The sequence below is a fragment of the Roseospira visakhapatnamensis genome, from assembly GCF_014197915.1.
In the GTDB taxonomy this organism is placed as follows: domain Bacteria; phylum Pseudomonadota; class Alphaproteobacteria; order Rhodospirillales; family Rhodospirillaceae; genus Rhodospira; species Rhodospira visakhapatnamensis.
The window spans coordinates 92,359-115,616 of record NZ_JACIGK010000005.1 but is presented as its reverse complement, the minus strand read 5'-3'; the positions used below and the strand labels follow the sequence as shown (position 1 = coordinate 115,616).

Here is a 23,258-nt window from a genome sequence, read left to right as displayed (position 1 = left end):
CGACTCATGGTGACCGCGACCCTGACCGCCGCGCCGCGCGCCGCCGCCGTCTTCGATCCCGAGGCCGCGCGCGCGGACTTCCCGATCCTGGCGCGGACCATGCACGGCAAGCCGTTGGTCTACCTGGACACCGGCGCCTCGGCCCAGAAGCCGCGCGCGGTGCTGGACGCCATGGCGCGCGCCCACACCGAGTGCTACGCCAACGTGCATCGGGGGGCCTACTGGCTGTCGGAGGAGGCCACCAGCCGCTTCGAGGCCGCGCGCGAGACCGTGCGCGGGTTCCTGAACGCCGCCGACCCGCGCGAAATCGTCTTCACCGCCAACGCCACCGACGCCATCAACCTGGTGGCCCAGACCTGGGGGCGGACCCACCTGGGGCCGGGCGACGCGGTGCTGATCTCCGAACTGGAGCATCACGCCAACATCGTCCCCTGGCAGATGTTGCGCGACGAAAAGGGCTTCGAACTGCGGGTGGCGCCGATCACCGACGACGGCACCCTCGACATGGCCGGCTTCGCGCGCCTGCTGGACGAGCGGGTCAAGCTGGTGGCCATGGCCCATTGCTCCAACGTGCTCGGGACCATCCTGCCGGTGGCCGAGATCACCCGCCGCGCCCATGCGGTGGGTGCCCGGGTGCTGCTGGACGGCAGCCAGGCGGTGGTGCACGGCGCCGTGGACGTCCAGGCGATCGGCTGCGACTTCTACGCCTTCACCGGCCACAAGCTGTACGGCCCCACGGGCATCGGCGTGCTGTACGGCCGCCTGGACCTGCTGGAGAGCATGCCGCCCTGGAAGGGCGGCGGCGACATGATCGAGTCGGTGACCTTCGAGACGACCACCTTCGCCCCGCCGCCGGCGCGCTTCGAGGCCGGCACGCCGCCCATCGTCGAGGCCGTTGGCCTGGCGGCGGCCATCGACTATGTCCGGGGCCACGGCATGGAGGCCATCGCCGCCCACGAGGCCGACCTGCTGCGCTACGCCATGCAGCGGCTGGCGTCGGTGGAGGGCCTGACGATCCATGGCACCGCGCCCCACAAGGCGGCGGTGGTCTCCTTCAGCCTGACGGGCGCCCATCCGCACGATCTGGCCACCCTTCTGGACCGCTCCGGCCTGTGCCTGCGGGCCGGGCACCACTGTGCCCAGCCGCTGATGGCGCGGCTGGGGGTGACCGGTACCATTCGCGCCTCGTTCGGTCTGTACAGCACGCGCGCCGACGTGGACGCGCTGGTGGGCGCCCTGGAGCGGGCGCGGACCATTCTGGCCTGAGGGCCGCACGGATCAGACACACAACCGTCATCAAGGGAAACAGACGCCATGATGCCGCCCTACTCCATGCCCGCGTCCATGGATCCGCCGCCCGAGGAGGGCTTCACCGCCAACGCCGGGAGCCCGTTGACCAACGGGGCCGAGCCGGTGGGCGAGGATGCCGTGGTCGAGGCCCTGCGCTCGGTCCACGACCCGGAAATCCCGGTCAACATCTACGACCTGGGCCTGATCTACGAGGTCGAGCCGCGCGGTCGCGGCGACTGGGACATCGTCATGACCCTGACCGCGCCGGCCTGTCCGGTGGCCGGCGAACTGCCGGGCCAGGTGGCCGAGGCGGTGGCCGCCGTGGACGGCGTCGGCGAGGTCGCCGTCACCCTGACCTGGGACCCGCCGTGGACACCGGCCAACATGTCCGAGGTCGCCAAGGTTGAACTGGATATGTACTGACAGACGCTACGATCGCCGTGGACGAACGGCGTGGCTTTTCGCGGACGCGCGGTATCGTGGGATAGGGCCGACCGGACCCCGCCTCCCTTCGTGGGAGAGGTCGGGAGGGGGGCGGGCCGGGGCTCGCAGACGTCTGCAAAGCCTTGCAGGAAAGGCCAGGAGCATGGTTGACGCGCAGGGGACCGACACCGAGATCGCAACGGGGACCGAAGCGGCGGGGACCGAAACCGTCAGGCCCGATGACGCCCGGCCGCCGCCGCTGACCGTGACCGAGGCGGCCGCCGCGCGCGTGCGCGCGTTGCTGGATCAGGCCGGCCGGCCGGTGGTCGGTGTGCGCATCGGTGTCAAGAAGTCCGGCTGTTCCGGCATGCGCTACCAGGTCGACTACGTCGAGGAACAGCGTCCCTTCGAGGACGTGGTGGAGACCAAGGGCGTCAAGGTGTTCATCGATCCGATGGCCATCATGTTCCTGCTGGGCACCGAGATGGATTACGAGGAAACCCGCATGCACAGCGGTTTCGTCTTTCGCAATCCGAACGAGACCAGTCGGTGCGGTTGCGGGGAGAGCTTCTCGGTATAGGCTCAAGTCCCCTGTCTTTTCGGACTTTTCTTGACCGGAAAGGTCTGCTCCACTTCGGGTCGGATACGGACGGGGTGGGGGCCTCTCATGACAGCCATGGAGCAGTACCGGACCCAGGGGTTGCGGCAGCCGATCCGCTTTTTCCCCGGGGCCAAGTTTCATTGGGCCCTTTGGGGCGGCGGGAGCTTCCTGCTGCTGGGGTGTGCGCTGATGCTCAACGAGGGCACGGCGTTGGAACAGCTCATCGGGCTGTTCGGTCTGCTGTTCTTCGGCACCTGCTGCGCGATCCTGATCGTCGCCCTGGCGCGGAGCGGCCGGCGCGGCGTGTTCGAGATTTCGGACCAGGGCCTGTACATGGCGCACCTGGGGCTCGTGCTGCCGTGGGAGGACATCGGGCCGGTGTGGATCAACACCGTGCCGCTGAAGGTCTGGTCCGCCAAGGACCTGCTGTTCGTGCTGCGCAACGCCAGCCATCACCAGGCACGCGCGGACGGGCTCGGGCGCCTGCTGCTCCGCATGGCCGTCGCGTCCTCCCGAAGCCGCAAGCGCGGCGTGCTGGAGTGGGGCTTGCGCGCCGGGCTGGTGGCCACCGATGCCGGGATGGGCCTGCACCGCAGCCTGACCACGACCCTGGAAACCATGCGGGCCGCCGTGCTGTCGGAGCCTGACGCGCTGGTGTTCAACGTGCCGATCACGCTGCGGTTCGGCACCGACACGGACGACCTGCTGGCGATCATCAACCAGGAGATCGTGGCGCGCCGAACCCCGGGCCCGCGTCAAGACCAGGATCCCGACCTCACCCCCAACAGCAACCCTGACTCCAACCCCGACCCTGACCCCAATCCCGACCAGGCTCCGGCATGGCCGGCGCGCGTCGTCATGCCACCAGGCTGAAGACCGTGCGGGGTTCGATCACGCCGGCCGGGTCGCCGAACGGTGTCGGGGCTCCCCCGATCAGGCTGCCGGCCTGACCATAGGCGGCCGCGGCGGCGGCGAAGGGGGAGGAAACCGCGATCGCCGGGTCCTCGACGGCCCGACGTGCGTCGTCGCCGCCTGTCAGGCTGGCAATCGCATCACCGAGCGACTCGGTGCTCCCCACCGTCCCACCGGCTGACCCATCCGCGTCCCCACGGCCGGCGCCGGCATCGCCGGAAACAGCCGGGGCCACCCGGCCGGTGGTCGGTCCCCCGACGGCCCCTGCGCTATCGGCGCCACTCGGGTTTGGGCCATTGGCGCCACGGTCACCTGAACCGGGACCATTGGAGCCGGGGCGCCCACCGTCCGGGGCGGTGGCCACCGGGTTGGTGGCGAACGCCTGGGCGGCGCCGGCGCTCACGATCTCGCCCAGGACCGAGGTCTCGGGCGCGCCGAACAGCGGCGGCGGGCTCTCCGTCAGTCCGGCCGCGGCCTCCGCGCCTTGGCGTTCGGCACGGCGCTGGGCCTGGTCGCGGGCCTCGGCCCTGTTCTGAACGCGAACCTCGGCCTCGGCCTGCGTCAGGGCCGCGTCGGCGGCGGCGGCCGCCGCCCGGTCGGCGGGGGAGGGATCGGCGGGCGCGAGCGCCGCGCGCTTGACCTGCTCAAGCTGCTCGACGGCCTGCTCCGGGTTGGCGGGCGAGGCGTTGACGGTGATCGCGACCTCGCCGGCCACCGCATACTGGCGGCCGTCCGGGCCGGTCACGTAGGTGAAGGTGGCCGGCCCGGTCACGCCGGCCCCGGCGGCCTTGTGCGCGGCCTCATGGGCGCGCACCTGCCGGTCGATGGCCTGCAGGCGCCGCACCTCGGCCAGTTCCTCGGGCGTCAGGTCGGTGGGACTGCCAACGGCGGTCGCTCCGCCGTCGCCGCCCGCGCCGTCGCCCGTGTCGGACGCGGTTCCGGCGCCGCCGCCGGCCTGGTCACCGGACAACAACGCGCTCAGGGGGTCGGCGGGCATGGGCTCGCCGGTGAGGGGATCCACCTCGATCGGCTCACCCGTCAGGGGATCGAGCCGGTTCAGGCTGGCGCCGCCGATCTCGCCCAGGGTGCCGATGATTCCGGTGGACAGGGACGGCGACCGCCCGGCGATCTCGACGCCGCGGCCGGTGGTCTGAGAAAGAGTCGCGCTGGCGGCCCGCCGCACGGCGGCGAGGTCACCTTGACCAGGGTCACGCCCGCTCCGCAACGAAGCCGGGTTGACTCCCGCTGGACCGCGTTCCCGCACCACATAGGTGGTCTGAACATCAAGGGGGGCGATGAGCATGGCGTGGCGCTCCTCCCCATGGTGGCCCCGATCCCCCGTGGACCGGATGGGCGACAGACCCTCTGGCGGGACCGGCCGCCGTGACCCGACGCCGACCCCTCGACTCCCTGACTTTCAATATAGGCCAATAGGTACGGACGCGCAATATAATGGCGACCTATGATGACTTGTCTAAAATTTCGGCAATCAGGACGGGTTGCCGCCCGCCTCCTGGTGAGGGGGTGGAGCGGCCTCCGGCGACTCCCGCGTCCGGTCGTGGCCCGCGGGGATGGCCGGCGTGGCGCGGGCGGCCATCAGGGCGTCGCGGACCTCCCCGACTCGGGCCTCGGTCATGCCGGTGAAGAAGCGGCCGCCCTTGAGGCGCAGGTTGGGACCGATGGCGCAGCGCCCCAGGCACGGAACCTCCTGAAAAGCGGCGGACGTGCCATGGCGGTCCAGGTCCGCGCGCAAGGCGGTGATGATGCCACGCGATCCGCGTCCGCCGCAGGAGGGCGCCCCCTCCAGGCGCCGCTTGACGCAGACGACGATGGTCACGGGTGTGGCCTGGCCGCTGTCCATGGGTGGTTCCTGCGTGGTTCGGGATCACGGTCTCGACGCGCGCCGCCGGTCAGCCCCACAGGTCGGCGGGCGGTGGGCTCATGTGGCCGCGCTCATAGGTGAGACATGGGGATCGGTCGTGTCCCAACAAGAGTGGCCCGTCCAGATCCACCACGTCGGCGGTGCCGGCGATGACCGTCGCCGGGGCCATGGCCAACGAAGTGCTGACCATGCAGCCGACCATGACCAACAGGTTGCGCGCCCGCGCGCCGGCCAGCATGTCCAGGGCCTCGGTCAGGCCGCCGGCCTTGTCCAGTTTGATGTTGACCGCCTGGTAGAGCGTCGCCAGGCGGTCCAGGTCGGCGGCGGTGTGGGCGCTTTCGTCGGCGCACAGCGGCACCGGGGGCGGGCCGGGCAGGGTGGCAAGCCCGCCGTCGTCGCCCGCCGGCAAGGGCTGCTCCACCAGCGTCACCCGCAGGTCCGCCAGGTCGGGCAGCAGGGCGCGCAACTGGTCCAGGGACCAGGCCTCGTTGGCATCCACGATCAGGGCCGCGTCCGGCGCGCCGGCGCGGACGGCGGCGATGCGGTCCAGCGCGCCCTCGGCCCCAACCTTGATCTTCAGCATGGGCCGGTCGGCCAGGGCGCGGGCCTTCTCGGCCATCACCGAGGGCGCGGCGATGCTCAGGGTCTCGGCGGTGACCAGGCGCGCGGGGGGCGCCGGCTGGCCGGCCAGTTCCCAGGCGCGGCGGCCGGCACGCTTGGCCTCCAGGTCCCAGAGCGCCCCATCCAGCGCGTTGCGCGCGGCGCCGGCCGGCATGCGCGCGCGCAAGCCCTCCCGGTCGAGGCCGGCGGCGATGTCGCCCGCCAAACCCCGGATGGCATCGGCGACGCCGTCCACGGTCTCGCCGTAGCGGGCATAGGGGACGGACTCCCCGCGTCCGGTCAGCGGGCCGTGGGTAACGGATGCCACCACCACCACGGCCTCCGTCCGGGTGCCCCGGGAGATCGTGAAGCCGCCGGCGATGGGCCAGCGTTCGACGGCGACGCTCAGCGTGGGGGCGCGATCAGCCATCGCCGAGCAACCGGTCCACCAGGGACTCGACGCCGGTGCGCACCGGATCCACGCAGGGCATGCCCAGGCGGACGGCGGCGTCGTCCATCACCTGGCGCGCGGTCGCCTCGTCCAGGGCGGACGTGTTGAAGGCGGCGCCGACGAAGCGGACGTCGGGGCTGACCAGGCGGGCGCAGCGCAGGGTGAGGTCGATGCAGTCTTCCAGGCTCGGCACCGGAACGCCGGGCAGGCCGCGCAGGTGCGGGCGGCCGGGTTCGTGACACAGCACCAGGGATTGCGGCTGGGCCCCATGCAGCAGCCCCAGCGACACGCCGGCGAAGGAGGGGTGGAACAGGCTGCCCTGGCCTTCCACGAGGTCGATGTGGTCGGCATCCTGGGCCGGGCACAGAGCCTCGGTGGCGCCGGAGATGAAATCGGCGACCACGGCATCGACGCTGACGCCGCCGCCGGCGATGAGGATGCCGGTCTGCCCGGTGGCGCGGAAATCGGCGGCCAGGCCACGCGCCTTCAAGGCCCGCTCCATGGCCAGCATGGCGTACATCTTGCCGACCGAGCAGTCGGTGCCCACGGCCAGCACGCGCCGGCCCGGGCGCGGCGCGCCGGTGGCCACGGCAAAGGTTTCGGTGGGGTGGCGCACGTCATGCAGCCGGCGACCGTGGGCGCGGGCGGCCTCGGCCAGCGCGGGGATGTCGGCGAGCCGCTGGTGCAGGCCGGCGGCGATATCCAGGCCGGCGGCCAGGGCCTCGACAAACACGCCGTGCCACGACTCGTCGATGACGCCGCCCCGGTTGGCCACCCCCACGACCAGGGTGGCGACGCCGGCCTCGGCGGCCTCGGCGATTGTCATCTCGCGCAGGCCGAGGGTGGTGGCGCAGCCGGGCAGGCTGAGTTGACCCAGGCATGCCTCGGGTCGCCAGTGCAGGATGCCGCGCGCCGTCTTGGCCGCCAGGGCATCGGGCGCGTCGCCCAGGAACAGAAGGTAGGGTTGGGATACGTGCATGCGGGGGCTCTCCGGAGGGGGCGAGCGGACTCGCCAGATTGATCCAGAACGTATGCGCCCTTTTGCGTCCGGAAAAGGGGGCGGCTATACAGGAGGCACGTATACAAGGTGTGGTCGGTCATGCCGACAGCACCGCAGCCATTCCCCGTCTTGTTCGCCGGAGATCCTCCCGATGTCGCACGCGTTGTATGCCCTGTTCCAGTCCCGCTGTCCCGCCGACCGGAACAAGACCCTGCTGGAGGCCGACGACGGCCACAGGGTCACCTATGCGGAGGCGGATGCCGAGGCGGCGCGGCTGGCGCGGCTGCTGACGGATCGAGGTGTGCGCAAGGGCGACCGTGTGGCGGTGCAGGTGGACAAGTCGGCGCGTGCCCTGTGCCTCTATCTTGCATGCCTGCGCGCGGGATTTGTATTCGTTCCCATGAACACGGCCTACACTGCGGACGAGGTGGCGTTCCTGGTGGACAACGCCGAGCCGGCGGCCGTGATCTGCCGGCCGGCCGACGAATCCGTGGTCCAGGGCATCGCCGCCCGTGCCGGTGATCCCATGGTGCTGACCCTGGGCGCCGACGGCGCCGGGTCCCTGGCCGACGCGGCGGCGGCGGTGCCGGCGGACGCGCCCGTGGTGGACTGCGATCCCGACGATCTGGCGGCCATGCTGTATACCAGCGGCACGACCGGCAAACCCAAGGGGGCCATGCTGACCCACCGCAACCTGGCCGCCAATGGTCAGGACCTGGTGGACAGCTGGCGCTTCACCGCCGACGACGTGCTGCTGCACGCGCTGCCGATCTTCCATGCCCATGGCCTGTTCGTTGCCTTCCACTGCGTGCTGCTGGCCGGCGCGTCGATGATCTGGCTGCCCGGGTTCCATCGCGAGACCGTGGTGCGGCTTCTGCCCCGGGCCACCGTCTTCATGGGGGTGCCCACGTTCTACACGCGGCTGCTGGCCGGCGAGGACTTCGATCGCGACGCCTGCCGGTCCATGCGGCTGTTCACCGCCGGCTCGGCGCCGCTGCTGGCCGAGACCCACATGGCTTTCCAGGACCGCACCGGGCACGCCATCCTGGAGCGCTACGGCATGACCGAGACCGGCATGCTCACCGGCAACCCCTACGACGGCGAGCGCCGGCCGGGCTCGGTCGGCGTGCCGTTTCCGCAGGTCGAGGTGCGTGTCTGCGGCGAGGGCGACCGCCCCCTGGGGACCCGGGAGGTGGGGGGCGTGCAGGTGCGCGGCCCCAACGTCATGAAGGGATACTGGCGCCTGCCCGAGAAGACCGCCGAGGACTTCACGGCCGACGGCTGGTTCCGCACCGGCGATATCGGCCGCATCGGCGACGACGGCTATCTGTCCATCGTCGGCCGGGCCAAGGACCTGGTGATTTCCGGGGGCTACAACGTCTATCCGAAGGAGGTCGAGGGCGTGATCGACGACCGTCCCGAGGTGCTGGAAAGCGCCGTCATCGGCGTGCCGCATCCCGACTTCGGCGAGGGCGTGGTGGCCGTGGTGGTGCCCGCCGACCCCGCCGCGCCGCCCAGCGAGGACGCCATCGTCACCCATTGCCGCCAGCATCTGGCCAACTACAAGACGCCCAAGCGGGTGTTCGTGGTGCCCGAATTGCCGCGCAATACCATGGGGAAGGTCCAGAAGGCACAGTTGCGCGAAACCCACGCCGATCTGTTCCGCGCCTGAGGCGAACCCGGGGACTTGCGGGGACTTGGCGCGGGATTTATTCGGGCGGCCGCCGGGAACGCGGCCGCCGCATTCTTGACAGTCCGCACCCGGCGCGCGCACAGTTCCCGGGATTTCCCTTCATCGTCCGCCGGCGCTTGGCCGGTGGGGCCGCCCAGCCGGGACCATGCCCATGAACCAGGTTGCCGCCGCCTCCTCCAGCACCGCCGTCGCGACCCGCGCGTCCGGCGCGCTGGCCAATGTCACCGCCGAACAGGTGTTCGTGACCGTCTATGTCCACGGACAGTTGTTCGGAATCGCGGTGGACCGGGTGCAGGACATCCTGATTCCCGAAAAGGTCGCGCGCATTCCCCTGGCTCCGCCGGAGGTCGCGGGCGCCATCAACCTGCGCGGCCGCATCGTCACCGTCATCGACGTCCGCAAGCGCCTGGGCCTGCCACCGCCCAAGAACCAGAAGAAGGTCATGTGCGTCACCGTCGAGGAAGGCAACGAATTGTACAGCCTGATGGTGGACTCGGTGGGCAATGTGCACAGCCTGTCCGTGGACGCCATCGAGCCCAACCCCTCGACCCTGGATCCGCGCTGGCGCGGCATCTCCCAGGGCGTGGTGCGGCTGGACGGCGAGTTGATGGTGGTGATGGACGTGGACGCCTTCCTCAGCTTCGGCACCTGAGGGGCCGGCCCGGCCCCCTTTCCAATCCGACTTTACCCCGGCAGGGAGACCGTGGCGGTGGCCTGGGCGGCCATGCCCTCGGACCGGCCGGTGAAGCCCAGCCGTTCCGTGGTGGTGGCCTTGACGCTCACCCGGCCGCCGTCCAGCCCCAGGATGTCGGCGACGCGGGCGGCGATGGCGGCGCGGTAGGGGCCGATCTTGGGGCGCTCGCACATCAGCGTCAGATCCAGGTGCACCAGCCGCCCCCCCAGGGCCTGGACCAGCGCTCCGGCGTGGCGCAGGAACACGTCCGACGGCGCGCCCTTCCAGCGGTCGTCCGAGGGCGGGAAGTGGCGGCCGATGTCGCCGGCGGCCAGGGCGCCATAGATGGCGTCGGCCAGGGCATGCAGCGCCACGTCGGCGTCGGAGTGGCCCATCAGGGCGTGGGTGTGCGGGATGCGCACGCCGCCCAGGATGACGTGATCGCCGGGGCCGAAGGCGTGCACGTCGAAGCCGTTGCCCACGCGCACCTCGCCCGGCCCCTGGAAGCGGCGCTCCGCCCGGCGCAGGTCGTCGGGGGTGGTGACCTTGCCGTTGTCCTCGGCCCCCGCCACCAGCGCCACCCGTCCGCCGGCGGCCTCCAGCACGGCGGCGTCGTCGGTCAGCGCCTGACCGGCGGCGGCGCGGTGGGCGTCCAGGATGGCGGCGTAGTGGAACCCCTGGGGTGTCTGCGCGCGCCACAGGCCGGCGCGCTCCACGGTACCGCCGATCAGTCCGGCGCCGTCGTCGCGCTTCAGGGTGTCGGCCTGGGGCAGGGCGGGGATGGCCCCGGGGTGGGTGTCCAGCGCGGCGATGACCCGGTCGATCACCCCCATGGACAGGAACGGCCGCGCGCCGTCGTGAATCAGCACGTGCTCGGGCGCCAGGGAGGCCAGGCTTTCCAGCCCCAGGCGCACCGAGTCCTGACGCTCCGCGCCGCCCGGCGCCGGCTCCAGAAGATCGAGCCCGGTCGCCGCCTGATCGTACAGCGGCCGGTCGTCCGGGTGGATGACCACGCGCACGGCGTCCACGTCCGGATGCGCGGCCAGGGTGGCCAGCGCGTGCCGCAGGATGGGGCGTCCGCCCAGGGAGAGGTACTGCTTGGGGATCTGGCCGCCGACTCGATGGCCGCGTCCGGCCGCCACCACCAGCGCCACGCGGCGCGCGCTTGTCCGTTCCCTGATCTCGCCGGTCATCGTTCGCCCATGGTCCTGTCGTTGTGGCCTGTGTCGTCCGCCGGCCCCCTGGAGGGGCGCGGGCCGCGCAGGGTAGTGGATTTCGCGGCCCGGGGGAATTCCCGGCGGTGGCCCCGTCAGGCGGTCCTTGCGGCCCGCCGTCTCGCCCCACGCGATACCCCCACGTTGAGGGCGGGCTTGGAGCGCGCTATAGTCCCGCCATGGTCGATACGCTCGTGTTTCATCTGGTCGCCGTGGCCTGCCTGCTGCCGGCGGCCGTGCTGCCGCTGTCGCGGTTCATCTCGCCGCTGACCCAGGGCATGGCCACCGTGCTGGCCGCCATGGGGCCGGTGGCGTGGGTCACCCTGCAACTGGCGGAGGGATGGCACACCGGCTTCTCGGCCACATTGTGGGTGATCGTCGGGGTGAGCAGCCTGCTCTTCTTCCTGGTCACCATGGTCAACCGCCATGCCTGGCGGCTGTCGCCGCTGATCATGCCCTATCTGGCGCTGCTGGGGCTGGCGGCGCTGGTCTGGGCGCGGGAGGATAACCCGGTCATGGCGCTGCGCGGGGTCATGCCGCCGGCCTGGCTGGTGTTCCATATCCTGGTGTCGGTCGTCACCTACGGGCTGTTGACCGTGGCGGCGGTGGCGGCGCTGGGGGCCTTCCTCCAGGAACGCGCCCTGAAACGCAAGCGGCCCACACGGCTGAGCCGGCTGCTGCCCTCGGTGGCCGAGTCCGAGCGGCTGTCGGTGGGGCTGCTGGCGATCAGCGAGGCCGTGCTCGGCCTCGGCCTGATCAGCGGCATGGTGCTGGAAACCGTGCAGACCGGCGTGCCGCTGGTGCTGGACCACAAGACGGCACTGTCGCTCATGGCCTTCGCGATCATCGGCGGGCTGCTGGCGGCGCACCGCTGGCTTGGCGTGCGGGGGCGGCTGGCCGCGCGCACCATGCTGCTGGCCTACCTGCTGCTGACCCTGGCGTTTCCGGGGATCAAGCTCATTGGCGACGGGATGGTGTAGCGCCAGGGGATGGGCCGACCAAAGGTCCTCGGGCGCGAGGCCCGTCTGGGCGGGCGCGGAAAAAATGGCCGTTTTGCCTCTTGATCAAGCGGTATCTGCCTAATCATTATGCATGACGACCTCACTGTCCCCCCGGGCACCATCCCCATGCTCACAGTGTCACCTTTGACCCTCGGGTCCGTCCGCCTTGACAGCCCGGTCCTGCTGGCGCCCATGGCGGGGATCACCGATCGCCCGTTTCGTCGGCTGGCGCGGCGCTTCGGATGTCCGCTGGCGTTCTCGGAGATGATCGCCAGCGGCCGCCTGGCCACCGCTCACGCCGCGACGCTGCGCATGAGCGACGGCGACGGCGAGGCGGGACCGACCGCCGTGCAACTGGCCGGCCACGATCCGGCGGTGATGGCCGAGGCGGCGCGGGTCTGCGCCGACCGGGGTGCCCTGCTGATCGACATCAACATGGGCTGCCCGGCCAAGAAGATCGTCAAGGGCTGGGCGGGCGCCGCCCTGATGCGTGACGAACCGCGCGCGGTGGCCATCATCGACGCCGTGGCGCGCGCGGTGCCCCATCTGCCGGTGACGGTGAAAATGCGCGCCGGCTGGGACGCGGACCATCGCACCGCGCCGCGCCTGGCCCGGCTGGCCGAGGAGCGGGGGGCGCGGCTGATCACCGTGCACGGCCGCACCCGCGACCAGTTCTATGGAGGCCGGGCCGACTGGGCCGTCGTCGGCGAGGTGAAGGCGGCGGTGTCCATTCCGGTGATCGGCAACGGGGACGTCACCTCGGCCGACGATGCCCGGGCGCTGATGGCCGCCACCGGCGCCGACGGCGTGATGATCGGGCGCGCGGCCCAGGGGCGCCCCTGGCTTTTGGGGCATGTGGCGCGGGCGCTGGCCACCGGCGGCGCCGAGCCGCCGCCTCCCGATCCGATCACGCGGGGTGCCATCGCCCTGGAGCATTTCGACGCGCTGTTGGACCACTACGGCGCCTTCGTCGGCCTGCGGGTGGCGCGCAAGCACATGGCCTGGGCCACCCAGGGCCTGCGCGCGGCCACGGCCTTGCGGCGCGCCGTCAACACCGAGGACGATCCCGACCGGGCGCGGGACGTGCTGGCCGCCTTCTGGGCGACGGCCCAAGTCGCGCACCCCGCCGAGTCCACCGACGCGCCCATGGCGCCGACCCGCCGGGAGGCTGCATGACCCGTTCGCTGAAGGTGCTGGACATGGGGCGACCGCCGCCGGGTCCCGTGGTGGAGCCGATGGCCGTGCTCAATGCCATTGCCTCGGCGGTTCTGGTCCTGGATGCCGAGGATCGCGTCCTGTTCGTCAACGCCGCCGGTGAAACCCTGTTCGACAGCAGCCTCGCGCATTTGACCGGCCTGCCCGTCAGCGACCTGATGCCGCCGGACGGCCCGGTCATGGCGCTGGTGCGCCAGGCCCGGCGCGACGTGGGCACGGTGTCGGAACACGAGGTGGACATGGACACGCCGCGCACCGGCCCCCGGGTGGTGACCGTGCAGGCGTCGCCCCACGGCGAGGTGCCGGACTGGGTGGTGCTGCAACTGCACGAGCATTCCAAGGCCCTGCGCCTGGGTCAGCAGATGATCAGCCGGGGCGCCGCCCGTTCGGTCTCGGCCATGGCCCGGCTGCTGGCCCACGAGGTCAAGAACCCCCTGTCCGGCATTCGCGGGGCGGCTCAGTTGCTGGAGCAGGGCGTGTCCGAGGACGACCGGGTGCTCACCCACCTGATCCGCGACGAGGCCGACCGCATCGTCGCCCTGGTGGACCGAATGGACGTGTTCTCGGACCGGGGCGCCCTGAGCCGCGAGCCGGTCAACATCCATTGCGTGCTGGAGCATGTGCGCCGGGTGGCCGAGAACGGCTTCGCGCGGGGCCGCCGCATCGTCGAACGCTACGACCCGTCGCTGCCGCCGGTGTTCGGCAATCGCGACCAGCTGGTCCAGGTGTTCCTGAACCTGGTGAAGAACGCCGCCGAGGCGGTGGGCGACGACGATGGCGAGATCGTGCTTGCCACCGCCTATCAGCACGGCTTGCGGTTGACCGCGCCGGGGTCGTCGGACCGTCTGGACCTGCCGCTGGTGGTGAGCGTGCGCGACAATGGACCCGGGATCCCGGACGACCTGCGCGGGCATCTGTTCGAACCGTTCGTGACCAGCAAGCCGTCCGGCAGTGGTCTGGGCCTGCCCCTGGTGGCCAAGATCGTCACCGACCACGGCGGCATCGTCGAGTTCGACGGTCAACCGCGCCGCACCGTGTTCCGGGTGGTCCTGCCCATCGCCCGGGACGACGCGCGGCGCCCGGCCCGGGGGCTGGGTGGCGATCAGGATGGGGGGCGGGACGAGACGCTGTGGGATGGGCGAACCGCGCCCGGGGATCGTCGCCAGGAGGAGGACGACGCATGACGCAGAGCGGGGACGGCGCGGTGCTGGACGGCGCGACCCCTCAGGCGGGTTACGTGGAGTCCGCCGGGGCCGAGGGGCGCACCATCCTGATCGCCGACGACGACCGGTCGATCCGCACGGTGCTCACCCAGGCGCTGGGGCGGGCCGGCTACGAGGTGCGCACCACCGGGCACGCGGCGACCCTGTGGACCTGGGTGGCCGACGGCGCCGGTGACCTGGTGATCACCGACGTGGTGATGCCGGACGAGAACGGCCTGGACCTGATCCCGCGCATCAAGAAGATCCGCCCCGACCTGCGCATCATCGTCATGAGCGCCCAGAACACCCTTCTGACCGCCGTCAAGGCCACCGAGCGCGGGGCGTTCGAGTACCTGCCCAAGCCTTTCGACCTCACCGAACTGGTCAACGTGGTGCGCCGGGCGCTGTCCATGCCCCACGGCCCGGCGGCGCCGTCCGTCGCCGGCCTGGCCGAGGACGAGGACGCCTTGCCCCTGATCGGGCGGTCGTCGGCGATGCAGGAGATCTATCGCACGCTGGCCCGGCTGATGACCACCGACCTGACGGTGATGATCACCGGCGAGTCCGGCACCGGCAAGGAGTTGGTGGCCCGCGCCCTGCACGACTACGGCAAGCGTCGCGCCGGCCCCTTCGTGGCCGTCAACATGGCGGCCATTCCGCGTGACCTGATCGAGTCCGAGCTGTTCGGCCATGAAAAGGGGGCCTTCACCGGCGCCACCACGCGGGGCGTGGGGCGGTTCGAGCAGGCCGACGGCGGCACCCTGTTCCTCGACGAGATCGGCGACATGCCGCCGGAGGCGCAGACCCGCCTGCTGCGGGTGTTGCAGGAGAACGAGTACACCACGGTCGGCGGGCGCCTGGCGGTGCGCGCCAACGTGCGCATCGTCGCCGCCACGCATCGGGACCTGACCCAGCACATTCGCCAGGGCCTGTTCCGCGAGGACCTGTACTACCGTCTCAACGTGGTGCCCATCCGCCTGCCGCCGCTGCGCGAGCGCGCCGGGGACATCCCCGAGCTGGCGCGCCACTTCCTCGCCCAGGTCACCGAGGAGGGGTTGCCGCGCAAAAGCCTGGATGGGGCGGCCATGGACCGCCTGAAGCGCCACCGCTGGCCCGGCAACGTCCGCGAACTTGAAAACCTGGTGCGGCGGCTGGCGGCGCTGTATTCCCAGGAGACCATCGGCCTGGACGTGATCGAGGCCGAACTGGCCACCGCGCCCTCCGCCCTGGCCAGCGGCGGCGGCACCCCCGGTGAGGGGTTGAGCGCCCTGGTCGAACGGCACCTGCGCGAGCACTTCGCCGCCCATCCGGACGGCCTGCCGGCCGCCGGCCTGCACGACCGGGTGCTGCGCGAGGTGGAACGGCCGTTGATCGGCCTGTCCCTGGAAGCCACGCGCGGCAACCAGATCCGCGCCGCCCAGCTTCTGGGCCTCAACCGCAATACCCTGCGCAAGAAAATCCGCGAATTGGACATCCAGGTGGTGCGCGGCGTAAGGTGAGTCCGGCGATCCTGGGCCGCGTCGCGGCACACCATGGTGACGTGATTGACGTGCATTGAGAGTGCGCGAGGGGCGCCGGGCCGGGTCGGGAGGATCGAACCGGCCCTGGCCCCGCTGTCGGAGCGGACATGAGCGGCTCGTCCAGTCTTACCTTCAATCGGCGTCTGATGCGGTTCGGGCTCTGGGCCCGGCGCATCCGGCTGACGCGCGCGTTGACCTGGGTGCTGGCGGTGGCGGCCGTGCTGTCGGTTGGCGCCACGGTCGTGGCGCTGGGCGGCTTCGGCCCGACGGTCACCGATCCGTCGGTGATGCTGGTGTTGCTGAACGTCAACCTGGTCATCATGCTGGCCCTGGGCGTGCTGGTGGCCCGCCGGCTGGTGAAGGTGTGGGCGGCGCGGCGGTCGGGCGGCGCCGGATCGCGTCTGCATGTGCGCCTGGTGGTGCTCTTCGGCGTGCTGGCCGTGACGCCGGCGATCCTGACGTCGGTGTTCTCGGTGCTGATGTTCCAGGTGGGCGTGCAGGGCTGGTTCTCCAGCCGGGTGTCGACGGCGGTCAATGAATCCCAGCGGGTCGCCCAGGCGTACCTGAGGGAGCACCAGCAGGCCATCGCGGGCGAGGTGCTGGCCATGGCCAACGACCTCAACCGCGACTGGCTCCGGGTGAGTCGCAATCCCAGCTTTCTCAACAACTTTCTGGCCACCCAGGCGTCCTTGCGCAACCTGACCGAGGCGGTGATCTTCGCCAAGGACGGCAAGGTGATCGCGCGCGCCGGCTATATCTATTCCTTGCAGTTCGAGGAGGTGCCGTTCTGGGCGATGGACCGCGCCGACGGCGGCGAGGTGGCGTTGCTGACCGGCGAGAACGAGGACCGGGTGCGGGGCCTGGTGCGGCTGGAGTCCCTGTCGCCGCTGTATCTGTTCGTGGGTCGCTTCGTCGATCCGGAGGTGTTGGGGGCCATCGAGAGCACGGAGCAGGCGGCGGTCGAATACCGTGCCCTGGAGGGACGGCGGTCCAGCTACGAGTTCACGCTGTCGATGATCTTCGTGATGGCGTCGCTGCTGCTGCTGCTGGCGGCCATCGCCGTGGGGTTGACCATGGCCACCCGCCTGGCCCAGCCCATCATGGCGTTGATCGATGCCGCCGACCGGGTCCGGCAGGGCAATCTTCGGGTGCGGGTCAAGGAGATCGCCGCGAACGACGAGGTGGCCTCGCTGTCGCGTGCCTTCAACCGCATGACCGAGCAGCTTGACGCCCAGCACAAGAGCCTGACGCACGCCAATCAGGAACTGGACGAGCGCCGCCGCTTCACCGAGACCGTCCTGGCCGGGGTCTCGGCCGGGGTGATCGCCCTGGACCGGGACGGCCGGGTGACGCTGTTCAACCGCTCGGCCAGCGAACTCCTGGGCGAGAACCTGGACGGCTGGGTCGGTCAGCCGGCCGACGGACTGTTCGGGCAGATCGGCGACCTGATGGCGCAGATCCGGGCCCGTCCCGACCGTCCCGCCCAGGCCGAGGTCAGCTACGTGCAGGGGGGGCACACGCTCACCCTGCTCGCCCGCCTGGGCGCCGAGCGCGACGAGGACGGCGGGATTCTGGGCTTCGTGCTCACCTTCGACGACATCACGGAGTTGCAGCAGGCGCAACGCATGGCCGCCTGGGCCGACGTCGCCCGGCGCATCGCCCACGAGATCAAGAACCCGCTGACCCCCATTCAGTTGTCGGCGGAACGGCTCAAGCGGCGCTACCTCAGGCAGTTGTCCCAGGACCAGGACACCTTCGTGCAGTGCACCGACACCATCGTCCGGCACGTCAGCGACATCGGCCAGATGGTGGACGAATTCTCTGCCTTCGCGCGCATGCCGGCGCCCACCATGCGCCTGGAGGTGGTGGGCAGCATTGTGCGTCAGGCGGTGGTGTTGCAGCGCACGGCCTACCCACGCATCGCCTTCCGCGTGGCCATCCCCGAGGCGCCGGTGCGTTTGCGGTGCGACACGCGGCAGGTGACGCAGGCCCTGACCAACCTGCTGAAGAACGCGGTGGAGGGGATTGACGCCCGTCGGGAAAAGGAAAAGGATCAGGCTCCCGCCGGTGAGATCGTGGTGTCGCTCGCGGAGCGGGACACCTCGGTCGTGATTGTCGTGGAGGACAACGGCAAGGGATTGCCGCCCACCGATCGTGATCGGCTGACCGAACCCTACGTCACGACCCGGTCCAAGGGCACCGGCCTTGGCCTGGCGATCGTCAAGAAGATCCTGGAGGACCATGGGGGCGCCCTGGTCCTGGGCGATGGTGTCCAGGGCGGCGCCCGGGTGTCGCTGGTGTTTCCGCGACCGGCCGAGGCGGCGGTGGATCCGGAGAGCGACGGGACCGTGGCCGCGGCCGGGGCGCCCAAGGACGGGCCCGGCGATCCGCAGGCCGCCGCGCCCGCCCTTGACGGACGGGCGCCGGCTGACCGACAGGATGCATTGATCGAGACCAAGGGAGCGACCACAATCGATGCAACGCGATCCGGCGGATAACCTCACCACCCGGACCCTGTTCCAGACCAGGATCCGGACCTGCCTTGCCACCATGACCAGGGATGCGGGCGATGTCGCCCCGTCAGCATAACCATGGCTCACGACATCCTCATTGTTGACGACGAAAGCGATATCCGTGATGCCGTGGCCGGTGTCCTGGAGGACGAGGGCTATACCTGCTTCCAGGCCACGGACAGCGACAGCGCCTTTGAAGTCATCTCCCAGCGCCTGCCCCATCTGGTGGTCCTGGACATCTGGCTGGAGGGAAGCCGGCTGGACGGGCTGGAGATCCTCGATCGCCTGATCCGTCACTACCCCGACGTGCCGGTGGTGATGATCAGCGGCCACGGCACCATCGAGACCGCCGTGGCGGCCATCAGGAACGGCGCCTACGATTTCATCGAAAAACCCTTCAAGTCGGATCGCCTGCTGCTGGTGGCCGAACGCGCCATCGAGGCGGCGCGCCTGAAGCGGGAGAACGCCGAACTGCGGACCCGCGTGGGTGTGCAGAGCACCCTGCTCGGCGAGAGCCAGTCCATCGTGCAGCTCTGCGCGGCCGTCTCCAAGGTGGCGCCGACCGGCTCGCGGGTGCTGATCACCGGTCCGCCCGGCACCGGCAAGGAGGTGGTGGCGCGCATGATCCACGCGCGCAGCCGCCGCGACGACCGTCCGTTCGTGATCGTCAACTGCGCGGCCATGCATCCCGATCGCATGGAGATGGAGCTGTTCGGTACCGAGACCGGGGTCGAGGGCTATGACGCGCCGCGCAAGGTGGGGCTGCTGGAGCAGGCCAACGGCGGGACGCTGCTGCTGGACGAGATCGCCGACATGCCGCTGGAGACCCAGGGCAAGATCGTGCGGGTCCTGCAGGAACAGACGTTCGAGCACGTGGGCGGCACCCGCAAGGTGGCGCTGGACGTGCGCGTGCTGTCCACCAGCCAGCGCGACCCCAACGAGATGATCCAGCAGGGCCGCTTCCGCGAGGATCTGTACTATCGCCTGGCGGTGGTGCCGCTCCGGGTGCCGTCGCTGGCCGACCGGCGCGGTGACATCCCGCTGCTGGCGCGCCACTTCATGGAGACCGCCGCGCGCGCCGCCGGCATCGTGCCCCGGCCGATCGGCGAGGACGCCATGGCCGCCCTTCAGGCCTATGACTGGCCGGGCAACGTGCGCCAGTTGCGCAACGTGATCGACTGGTTGATGATCATGGCGCCGGGCGAGCCCCGCGACGCCATCCGCGCCGACATGCTGCCCAGCGAGATCGGCGCGGTGACGCCGGACACCCTGCGCCTGCAACGCTCGCCGGAGATCATGACCTTGCCCCTGCGCGAGGCGCGCGAGATGTTCGAGCGCGACTACCTGCTGGCCCAGGTCACCCGCTTCGGCGGCAACGTCTCGCGAACCGCCGAGTTCGTGGGCATGGAACGCTCCGCCCTGCATCGCAAGCTGAAGAGCCTGGGCGTGGCCGGCGGAACCCTGGCCGCCGAACGCGCGGCCCATACCGGGGCCGGCGGCAATGGTCGCGAACCCGATGCGCCGGCGCCGGCCGGGAACGCCGTGTCCTGACGGCGGTCCGGCACCACCGGAGGCCGGCGCGAGGGACGTCCCTGGCGCCGGTCGCCGCGCATGCCTGCTGACCGGGGCAGGCGGCCGTCCTGCGCGCGCATCGACCATGACGGTCTTCACGGTGGTGAAGGCTCTGCTGTGATGAAGGTCCCACCATCATGAAGGTTATCGTCTGCGGCGCCGGCCTGGTGGGCTTCAACATCGCCCGCTATCTGGCCTCCGAGGGCAACGACGTCACCGTCATCGACCAGAGTCCGGACCTGATCCGCAAGATCTCCGACAGCCTGGACGTGCAGGCCATGGTCGGGCATGCCTCGCATCCGGGGGTGCTGGATCTGGCGGGCGCGGGCGACGCCGAGATGCTGATCGCGGTGACCGCCGCCGACGAGGTGAACATGGTCGCCTGCCAGGTGGCCCACTCGCTCTTCCACGTGCCCACCAAGATCGCCCGGGTGCGCGACCAGGAATACCTGCAAGGCGCCTGGGCCGATCTGTTCAGCCGCGAGAACATGCCCATCGACGTGACCATCTCGCCGGAGATCGAGGTGGCCAAGGCCGTCATCCGCCGCCTGCGCGTGCCCGGGGCCATCGACCTGATTCCCCTGGCCGGCGACAAGGTGCGGCTGCTGGGGGTGCGCTGTACCCACGACACCCCGGTGGTCAACACGCCGCTGCGGCAACTGGCGGTGCTGTTCCCGGAGCTGTCCATCGTCATTGTCGGCATCGTCCGCCAGGACCGCCCCATGGTGCCCAGCGCCGACGACCAGATGATCCCCGGCGACGATGTCTACTTCGTGTGCGCCAGCGCCCATCAGAAGCGCGCCCTGGCCGCCTTCGGCCACGAGGAGCCCGAGGCGCGGCGCATTCTCATCTTCGGCGGCGGCAACATCGGCCTTTTTCTGGCCGAAAGGCTGGAGCAGGAATTCCCCGATGTCTCGGTCAAGGTGGTGGAGCAGGACCGCGCCCGCGCCGAGTACGTGGCCAAGACCCTGACCCGGACCGTGGTGCTGAACGGCGACGTGCTCGACCAGGACATTCTTGAGGAAGCGTCGGTCGACCAGACCGAGACCGTGGTGGCGGTGACCAACGACGACGAAAAAAACATCCTGGCGTCGCTGCTGGCCAAGCGGTATGGCTGTCAGCGCGCCATCACGCTCATCAACAAATCCACCTATAATCCGCTGGTGGCCACGCTGGGCGTGGACGTGGTGGTCAACCCGCGCAGCATGACCGTCTCGACCATTCTCCAGTATGTCCGGCGCGGCCGCATCCACAGCGTCCACTCGCTGCACGAGGGGTTCGGCGAACTGATCGAGGCCGACGCCCTGGAGACCTCCGGCCTGGTGGGCCGGCCGCTCAAGGAGGCCCGGTTGCCGGCCGGGGTCGTGCTGGGGGCCGTGGTCCGGGGCGAGGAGGTCATCACGCCGCGCGGCACCACCGTTCTGAAGGCGGGGGACCGGGTGGTGCTGTTCGCCGCCTCGGGGTCGATCAAGAAGGTGGAGAAGATGTTCTCGGTCCGCCTGGAGTACTTCTGACGTCGCGCTCCAACAGAAAGGCTTATCCCCCTGTTTCAGGTTGGCACCCCATGCGGCGCATGCCTTGTGCAAGGAACACCGATATCATGCGGTCGCCGGAACCAGGGGGATTAGCCGGCCAACAGATTTCGTGATCCTTGAGAGAGGCCCCATGTCGCGCATCGCCTATGTCAACGGCTCCTACCAGCTCCACGCCGAGGCTTCGGTGCACGTGGAGGACCGGGGTGTGCAGTTTTCCGATGGCGTCTACGAGGTGATCGCCGTGGCCGGCGGCCGCCCGCTGGACCTGCCGGGGCACATGGCGCGGCTGCGCCGGTCGCTCGACGAACTGCGCATCGCCCTGCCCATGCCGCCGCGCTGTCTGGGTGTGGTGATGCGGGAGGTGACCCGCCGCAACCGGGTGCGGAACGGTATCGTCTATGTGCAGATCAACCGGGGCGTCTGGCGGCGCGACCACCCGTTCCCGCCCGAGACGGTGTCGCCGACCGTGGTGGTCACGGCGCGGTCCGGCCTGGGGCCGGGACCGGCGGTGGTCGAGCGGGGCGTGCGGGTCGCCACCCTGCCGGACCAGCGCTGGGCGCGCCGCGACATCAAGTCGGTGTCGCTGCTGCCCAATGTGATGGCCAAACAGGCGGCCCATGAGGCCGGCGCCTACGAGGCGTGGCAGGTGGACGGCGACGGCTATGTCACCGAGGGCAGTTCCACCAACGCCTGGATCGTCACCCGCGACGGCACCCTGGTGACGCGCCCGGTGAGCGCGGACATCCTGGCCGGCATCACCCGTCAGACGCTGCTGGCGCTGGCCCGGGCCGAGGGCCTCGCGGTGGAGGAACGCGCCTTCACCGTGGAGGAGGCCAAGGCGGCGCGCGAGGCGTTTCTGTCCAGCACCACCTCGCTGGCGCTGGCCGTGGTGGCCATCGACGACGCGCCGGTGGCGAACGGGGCGCCGGGCAGCATCACCACCCGGCTGCGCGCGCTCTACCAGGATCACATGCGCGGCGCGGGCGCCGGGGACTGGCTGGCGCCATGACGCTCCCCGTGATCGAGACCCCGGACCCGGATCCCGCCATGGACCGGGTGGTGCCCGATGGTCTGGCGCCGCCGCGCGCCCTTCTGTTCGACTGGGACAACACCCTCGTGGATTCGTGGCCCTGCATCCATCGGTCCATCACGGTGCTGATGGAGCGCATGGGCAAGCCCCCCTGGACCATGGAGGAGACCAAGCGCCGCGTCGGCCGCTCCATGCGCGATACCTTCCCGGAGATGTTCGGGGAGCGGTGGATGGAGGCGCGCGACATCTTCCTGGACGCCTTCCGCGCGCTGCACCTGGAGATGCTGGCGGTGCTGGACGGCGTGCCGGCGATGCTGGAGGGGCTGGCGGCCCGGGGCGTGCCCATGGGCCTGGTCAGCAACAAGACCGGGGCGCTGCTGCGTCGCGAGGTGGCGGCGCTGGGCTGGGAGTCCTATTTCTTCGCCCAGGTCGGGGCCGGCGACGCGGCCCGGGACAAGCCGGCGCCCGAGGCCGTCATGCTGGCCCTGTCCAGCGCGCCCACGGGACCTCGGCGGGATCCGGTGACGCCCGGACCCGATGTGTGGTTCGTGGGCGACACGCCCACGGACATGGCCTGTGCCCATGCCACGGGGTGCGCGCCGGTGCTGCTGCGGGGCTGGGCGCCGGAGGCGGGCGAGTTCGCCGAGTATCCGCCCCTTGTGTACCTGTCTCATGGCGACCACCTCATGAAGGTGGTGGCGGGTCTGCTTGGTGGGACCGGGGATGAAGGACGGGCGCGCTGAGCGCCGGTCCGTCCGGCGCCGGTGGGTGCGGGAGCGATATCGGCTGCGGGCCGTCATGCGGTCACCGGCCATCCGGCGGTGTGGTCGCGACGGACTCATCCACGGGCGGCCGCGTGTGACCCGTCCGCCGGACCATGGCGGCGTGGGGTTCGACGGTCCGTCCGTGTGGCCGTGGATATCGGGAAAGG

At 70.8% G+C, this 23,258-nt stretch carries 20 protein-coding genes; 15 read left to right on the top strand and 5 right to left on the bottom strand.

Annotation, left to right across the window (positions count from 1 at the left end):
* The first annotated feature begins 6 nt into the window (after positions 1-6).
* From GGD89_RS04805 to GGD89_RS04790, 4 genes are all read left to right on the top strand, one after another.
* Entirely contained in the window at positions 7-1,266 is a 1,260-nt protein-coding gene (locus GGD89_RS04805) for a cysteine desulfurase (protein WP_184042976.1), read from the top strand.
* A gap of 48 nt (positions 1,267-1,314) precedes the next feature.
* Positions 1,315-1,713 carry an iron-sulfur cluster assembly protein gene (locus GGD89_RS04800; RefSeq protein WP_184042975.1) on the top strand — a complete coding sequence of 133 codons (399 nt, stop codon included), beginning with the start codon at positions 1,315-1,317 and terminating at the stop codon, positions 1,711-1,713.
* Positions 1,714-1,876: 163 nt separating this feature from the next.
* Positions 1,877-2,293, top strand: a complete 417-nt coding sequence (locus tag GGD89_RS04795; RefSeq protein ID WP_184042974.1) for a HesB/IscA family protein — start codon at positions 1,877-1,879, stop codon at positions 2,291-2,293.
* An 87-nt stretch (positions 2,294-2,380) separates the two neighbouring features.
* Positions 2,381-3,187, top strand: a complete 807-nt coding sequence (locus GGD89_RS04790) for an MSCRAMM family adhesin (protein ID WP_184042973.1) — start codon at positions 2,381-2,383, stop codon at positions 3,185-3,187.
* Here the strand turns inward: GGD89_RS04790 and GGD89_RS04785 are convergent.
* The 4 genes from GGD89_RS04785 to dgcN all read right to left on the bottom strand — a co-directional run bounded on the left by GGD89_RS04785 (position 3,171) and on the right by dgcN (position 7,138).
* A complete protein-coding gene (locus GGD89_RS04785; RefSeq protein ID WP_184042972.1) occupies positions 3,171-4,529 on the bottom strand; it encodes a putative metalloprotease CJM1_0395 family protein in 1,359 nt (452 codons plus the stop codon). The genes GGD89_RS04790 and GGD89_RS04785 overlap by 17 nt on opposite strands.
* A gap of 186 nt (positions 4,530-4,715) precedes the next feature.
* The gene (locus GGD89_RS04780; RefSeq protein ID WP_184042971.1) at positions 4,716-5,087 is read right to left on the bottom strand and encodes a (2Fe-2S) ferredoxin domain-containing protein; all 372 of its coding nucleotides are present in this window, start codon (positions 5,085-5,087) and stop codon (positions 4,716-4,718) included.
* 49 nt (positions 5,088-5,136) lie between these two features.
* A complete protein-coding gene (dgcA, locus tag GGD89_RS04775; protein ID WP_184042970.1) occupies positions 5,137-6,138 on the bottom strand; it encodes an N-acetyl-D-Glu racemase DgcA in 1,002 nt (333 codons plus the stop codon).
* Entirely contained in the window at positions 6,131-7,138 is a 1,008-nt protein-coding gene (gene dgcN, locus GGD89_RS04770; protein ID WP_184042969.1) for an N-acetyltransferase DgcN, read from the bottom strand. The genes dgcA and dgcN overlap by 8 nt, the downstream gene beginning before the upstream one ends.
* A 172-nt stretch (positions 7,139-7,310) precedes the next feature.
* Between dgcN and GGD89_RS04765 the strand changes: the two genes are divergently transcribed.
* Entirely contained in the window at positions 7,311-8,831 is a 1,521-nt protein-coding gene (locus GGD89_RS04765) for a malonate--CoA ligase (RefSeq protein WP_184042968.1), read from the top strand.
* A 172-nt stretch (positions 8,832-9,003) separates the two neighbouring features.
* Complete coding sequence (locus GGD89_RS04760) at positions 9,004-9,504, top strand: chemotaxis protein CheW (protein WP_184042967.1); 501 nt, start codon at positions 9,004-9,006, stop codon at positions 9,502-9,504.
* A 32-nt stretch (positions 9,505-9,536) separates the two neighbouring features.
* On the opposite strand, the gene GGD89_RS04755 is transcribed toward GGD89_RS04760, so the two are convergent.
* Positions 9,537-10,718: a bifunctional 2-C-methyl-D-erythritol 4-phosphate cytidylyltransferase/2-C-methyl-D-erythritol 2,4-cyclodiphosphate synthase gene (locus GGD89_RS04755; RefSeq protein ID WP_184042966.1), complete on the bottom strand. Its 1,182-nt coding sequence runs from the start codon at positions 10,716-10,718 to the stop codon at positions 9,537-9,539.
* A 200-nt stretch (positions 10,719-10,918) separates the two neighbouring features.
* Between GGD89_RS04755 and GGD89_RS04750 the strand changes: the two genes are divergently transcribed.
* The 9 genes from GGD89_RS04750 to GGD89_RS04710 all read left to right on the top strand — a co-directional run bounded on the left by GGD89_RS04750 (position 10,919) and on the right by GGD89_RS04710 (position 23,070).
* On the top strand, positions 10,919-11,719 hold the full coding sequence (locus tag GGD89_RS04750; RefSeq protein ID WP_184042965.1) for a cytochrome C assembly family protein: 801 nt from the start codon (positions 10,919-10,921) through the stop codon (positions 11,717-11,719).
* A 147-nt stretch (positions 11,720-11,866) separates the two neighbouring features.
* The gene (dusB, locus tag GGD89_RS04745) at positions 11,867-12,916 is read left to right on the top strand and encodes a tRNA dihydrouridine synthase DusB (RefSeq protein ID WP_184042964.1); all 1,050 of its coding nucleotides are present in this window, start codon (positions 11,867-11,869) and stop codon (positions 12,914-12,916) included.
* Entirely contained in the window at positions 12,913-14,139 is a 1,227-nt protein-coding gene (locus tag GGD89_RS04740; protein ID WP_184042963.1) for a two-component system sensor histidine kinase NtrB, read from the top strand. Before dusB ends, GGD89_RS04740 begins: the two co-directional genes overlap by 4 nt.
* Positions 14,136-15,656 (top strand): nitrogen regulation protein NR(I), encoded by a 1,521-nt coding sequence (gene ntrC, locus GGD89_RS04735; protein WP_184042962.1) that lies wholly within the window; start codon positions 14,136-14,138, stop codon positions 15,654-15,656. Before GGD89_RS04740 ends, ntrC begins: the two co-directional genes overlap by 4 nt.
* Before the next feature lie 128 nt (positions 15,657-15,784).
* Complete coding sequence (locus tag GGD89_RS04730; protein ID WP_246422606.1) at positions 15,785-18,175, top strand: sensor histidine kinase NtrY-like; 2,391 nt, start codon at positions 15,785-15,787, stop codon at positions 18,173-18,175.
* Between the two features lie 93 nt (positions 18,176-18,268).
* A complete protein-coding gene (ntrX, locus tag GGD89_RS04725; RefSeq protein WP_184042961.1) occupies positions 18,269-19,741 on the top strand; it encodes a nitrogen assimilation response regulator NtrX in 1,473 nt (490 codons plus the stop codon).
* 158 nt (positions 19,742-19,899) lie between these two features.
* The gene (gene trkA, locus GGD89_RS04720) at positions 19,900-21,276 is read left to right on the top strand and encodes a Trk system potassium transporter TrkA (RefSeq protein ID WP_184042960.1); all 1,377 of its coding nucleotides are present in this window, start codon (positions 19,900-19,902) and stop codon (positions 21,274-21,276) included.
* Positions 21,277-21,427: 151 nt separating this feature from the next.
* Positions 21,428-22,306, top strand: coding sequence for a D-amino-acid transaminase (locus tag GGD89_RS04715; protein WP_184042959.1), 879 nt, complete (start codon positions 21,428-21,430; stop codon positions 22,304-22,306).
* On the top strand, positions 22,303-23,070 hold the full coding sequence (locus GGD89_RS04710) for an HAD family hydrolase (protein ID WP_246422598.1): 768 nt from the start codon (positions 22,303-22,305) through the stop codon (positions 23,068-23,070). The genes GGD89_RS04715 and GGD89_RS04710 overlap by 4 nt, the downstream gene beginning before the upstream one ends.
* The last annotated feature ends 188 nt before the right edge of the window (positions 23,071-23,258 follow it).

Excerpts from the sequence above, each read along its gene's own strand:
- dgcA (WP_184042970.1), bottom strand. The coding sequence starts at position 6,138 with ATGGCTGATCGCGCCCCCACGCTGAGCGTCGCCGTCGAACGCTGGCCC.
- GGD89_RS04755 (WP_184042966.1), bottom strand. The coding sequence starts at position 10,718 with ATGACCGGCGAGATCAGGGAACGGACAAGCGCGCGCCGCGTGGCGCTG.
- GGD89_RS04805 (WP_184042976.1), top strand. The coding sequence starts at position 7 with ATGGTGACCGCGACCCTGACCGCCGCGCCGCGCGCCGCCGCCGTCTTC.
- GGD89_RS04750 (WP_184042965.1), top strand. The coding sequence starts at position 10,919 with ATGGTCGATACGCTCGTGTTTCATCTGGTCGCCGTGGCCTGCCTGCTG.
- GGD89_RS04790 (WP_184042973.1), top strand. The coding sequence starts at position 2,381 with ATGACAGCCATGGAGCAGTACCGGACCCAGGGGTTGCGGCAGCCGATC.
- GGD89_RS04715 (WP_184042959.1), top strand. The coding sequence starts at position 21,428 with ATGTCGCGCATCGCCTATGTCAACGGCTCCTACCAGCTCCACGCCGAG.
- GGD89_RS04730 (WP_246422606.1), top strand. The coding sequence starts at position 15,785 with ATGAGCGGCTCGTCCAGTCTTACCTTCAATCGGCGTCTGATGCGGTTC.
- dgcN (WP_184042969.1), bottom strand. The coding sequence starts at position 7,138 with ATGCACGTATCCCAACCCTACCTTCTGTTCCTGGGCGACGCGCCCGAT.
- GGD89_RS04710 (WP_246422598.1), top strand. The coding sequence starts at position 22,303 with ATGACGCTCCCCGTGATCGAGACCCCGGACCCGGATCCCGCCATGGAC.
- GGD89_RS04800 (WP_184042975.1), top strand. The coding sequence starts at position 1,315 with ATGATGCCGCCCTACTCCATGCCCGCGTCCATGGATCCGCCGCCCGAG.
- dusB (WP_184042964.1), top strand. The coding sequence starts at position 11,867 with ATGCTCACAGTGTCACCTTTGACCCTCGGGTCCGTCCGCCTTGACAGC.
- GGD89_RS04795 (WP_184042974.1), top strand. The coding sequence starts at position 1,877 with ATGGTTGACGCGCAGGGGACCGACACCGAGATCGCAACGGGGACCGAA.
- ntrX (WP_184042961.1), top strand. The coding sequence starts at position 18,269 with ATGGCTCACGACATCCTCATTGTTGACGACGAAAGCGATATCCGTGAT.
- GGD89_RS04765 (WP_184042968.1), top strand. The coding sequence starts at position 7,311 with ATGTCGCACGCGTTGTATGCCCTGTTCCAGTCCCGCTGTCCCGCCGAC.
- ntrC (WP_184042962.1), top strand. The coding sequence starts at position 14,136 with ATGACGCAGAGCGGGGACGGCGCGGTGCTGGACGGCGCGACCCCTCAG.
- GGD89_RS04785 (WP_184042972.1), bottom strand. The coding sequence starts at position 4,529 with ATGCTCATCGCCCCCCTTGATGTTCAGACCACCTATGTGGTGCGGGAA.
- trkA (WP_184042960.1), top strand. The coding sequence starts at position 19,900 with ATGAAGGTTATCGTCTGCGGCGCCGGCCTGGTGGGCTTCAACATCGCC.
- GGD89_RS04760 (WP_184042967.1), top strand. The coding sequence starts at position 9,004 with ATGAACCAGGTTGCCGCCGCCTCCTCCAGCACCGCCGTCGCGACCCGC.
- GGD89_RS04740 (WP_184042963.1), top strand. The coding sequence starts at position 12,913 with ATGACCCGTTCGCTGAAGGTGCTGGACATGGGGCGACCGCCGCCGGGT.
- GGD89_RS04780 (WP_184042971.1), bottom strand. The coding sequence starts at position 5,087 with ATGGACAGCGGCCAGGCCACACCCGTGACCATCGTCGTCTGCGTCAAG.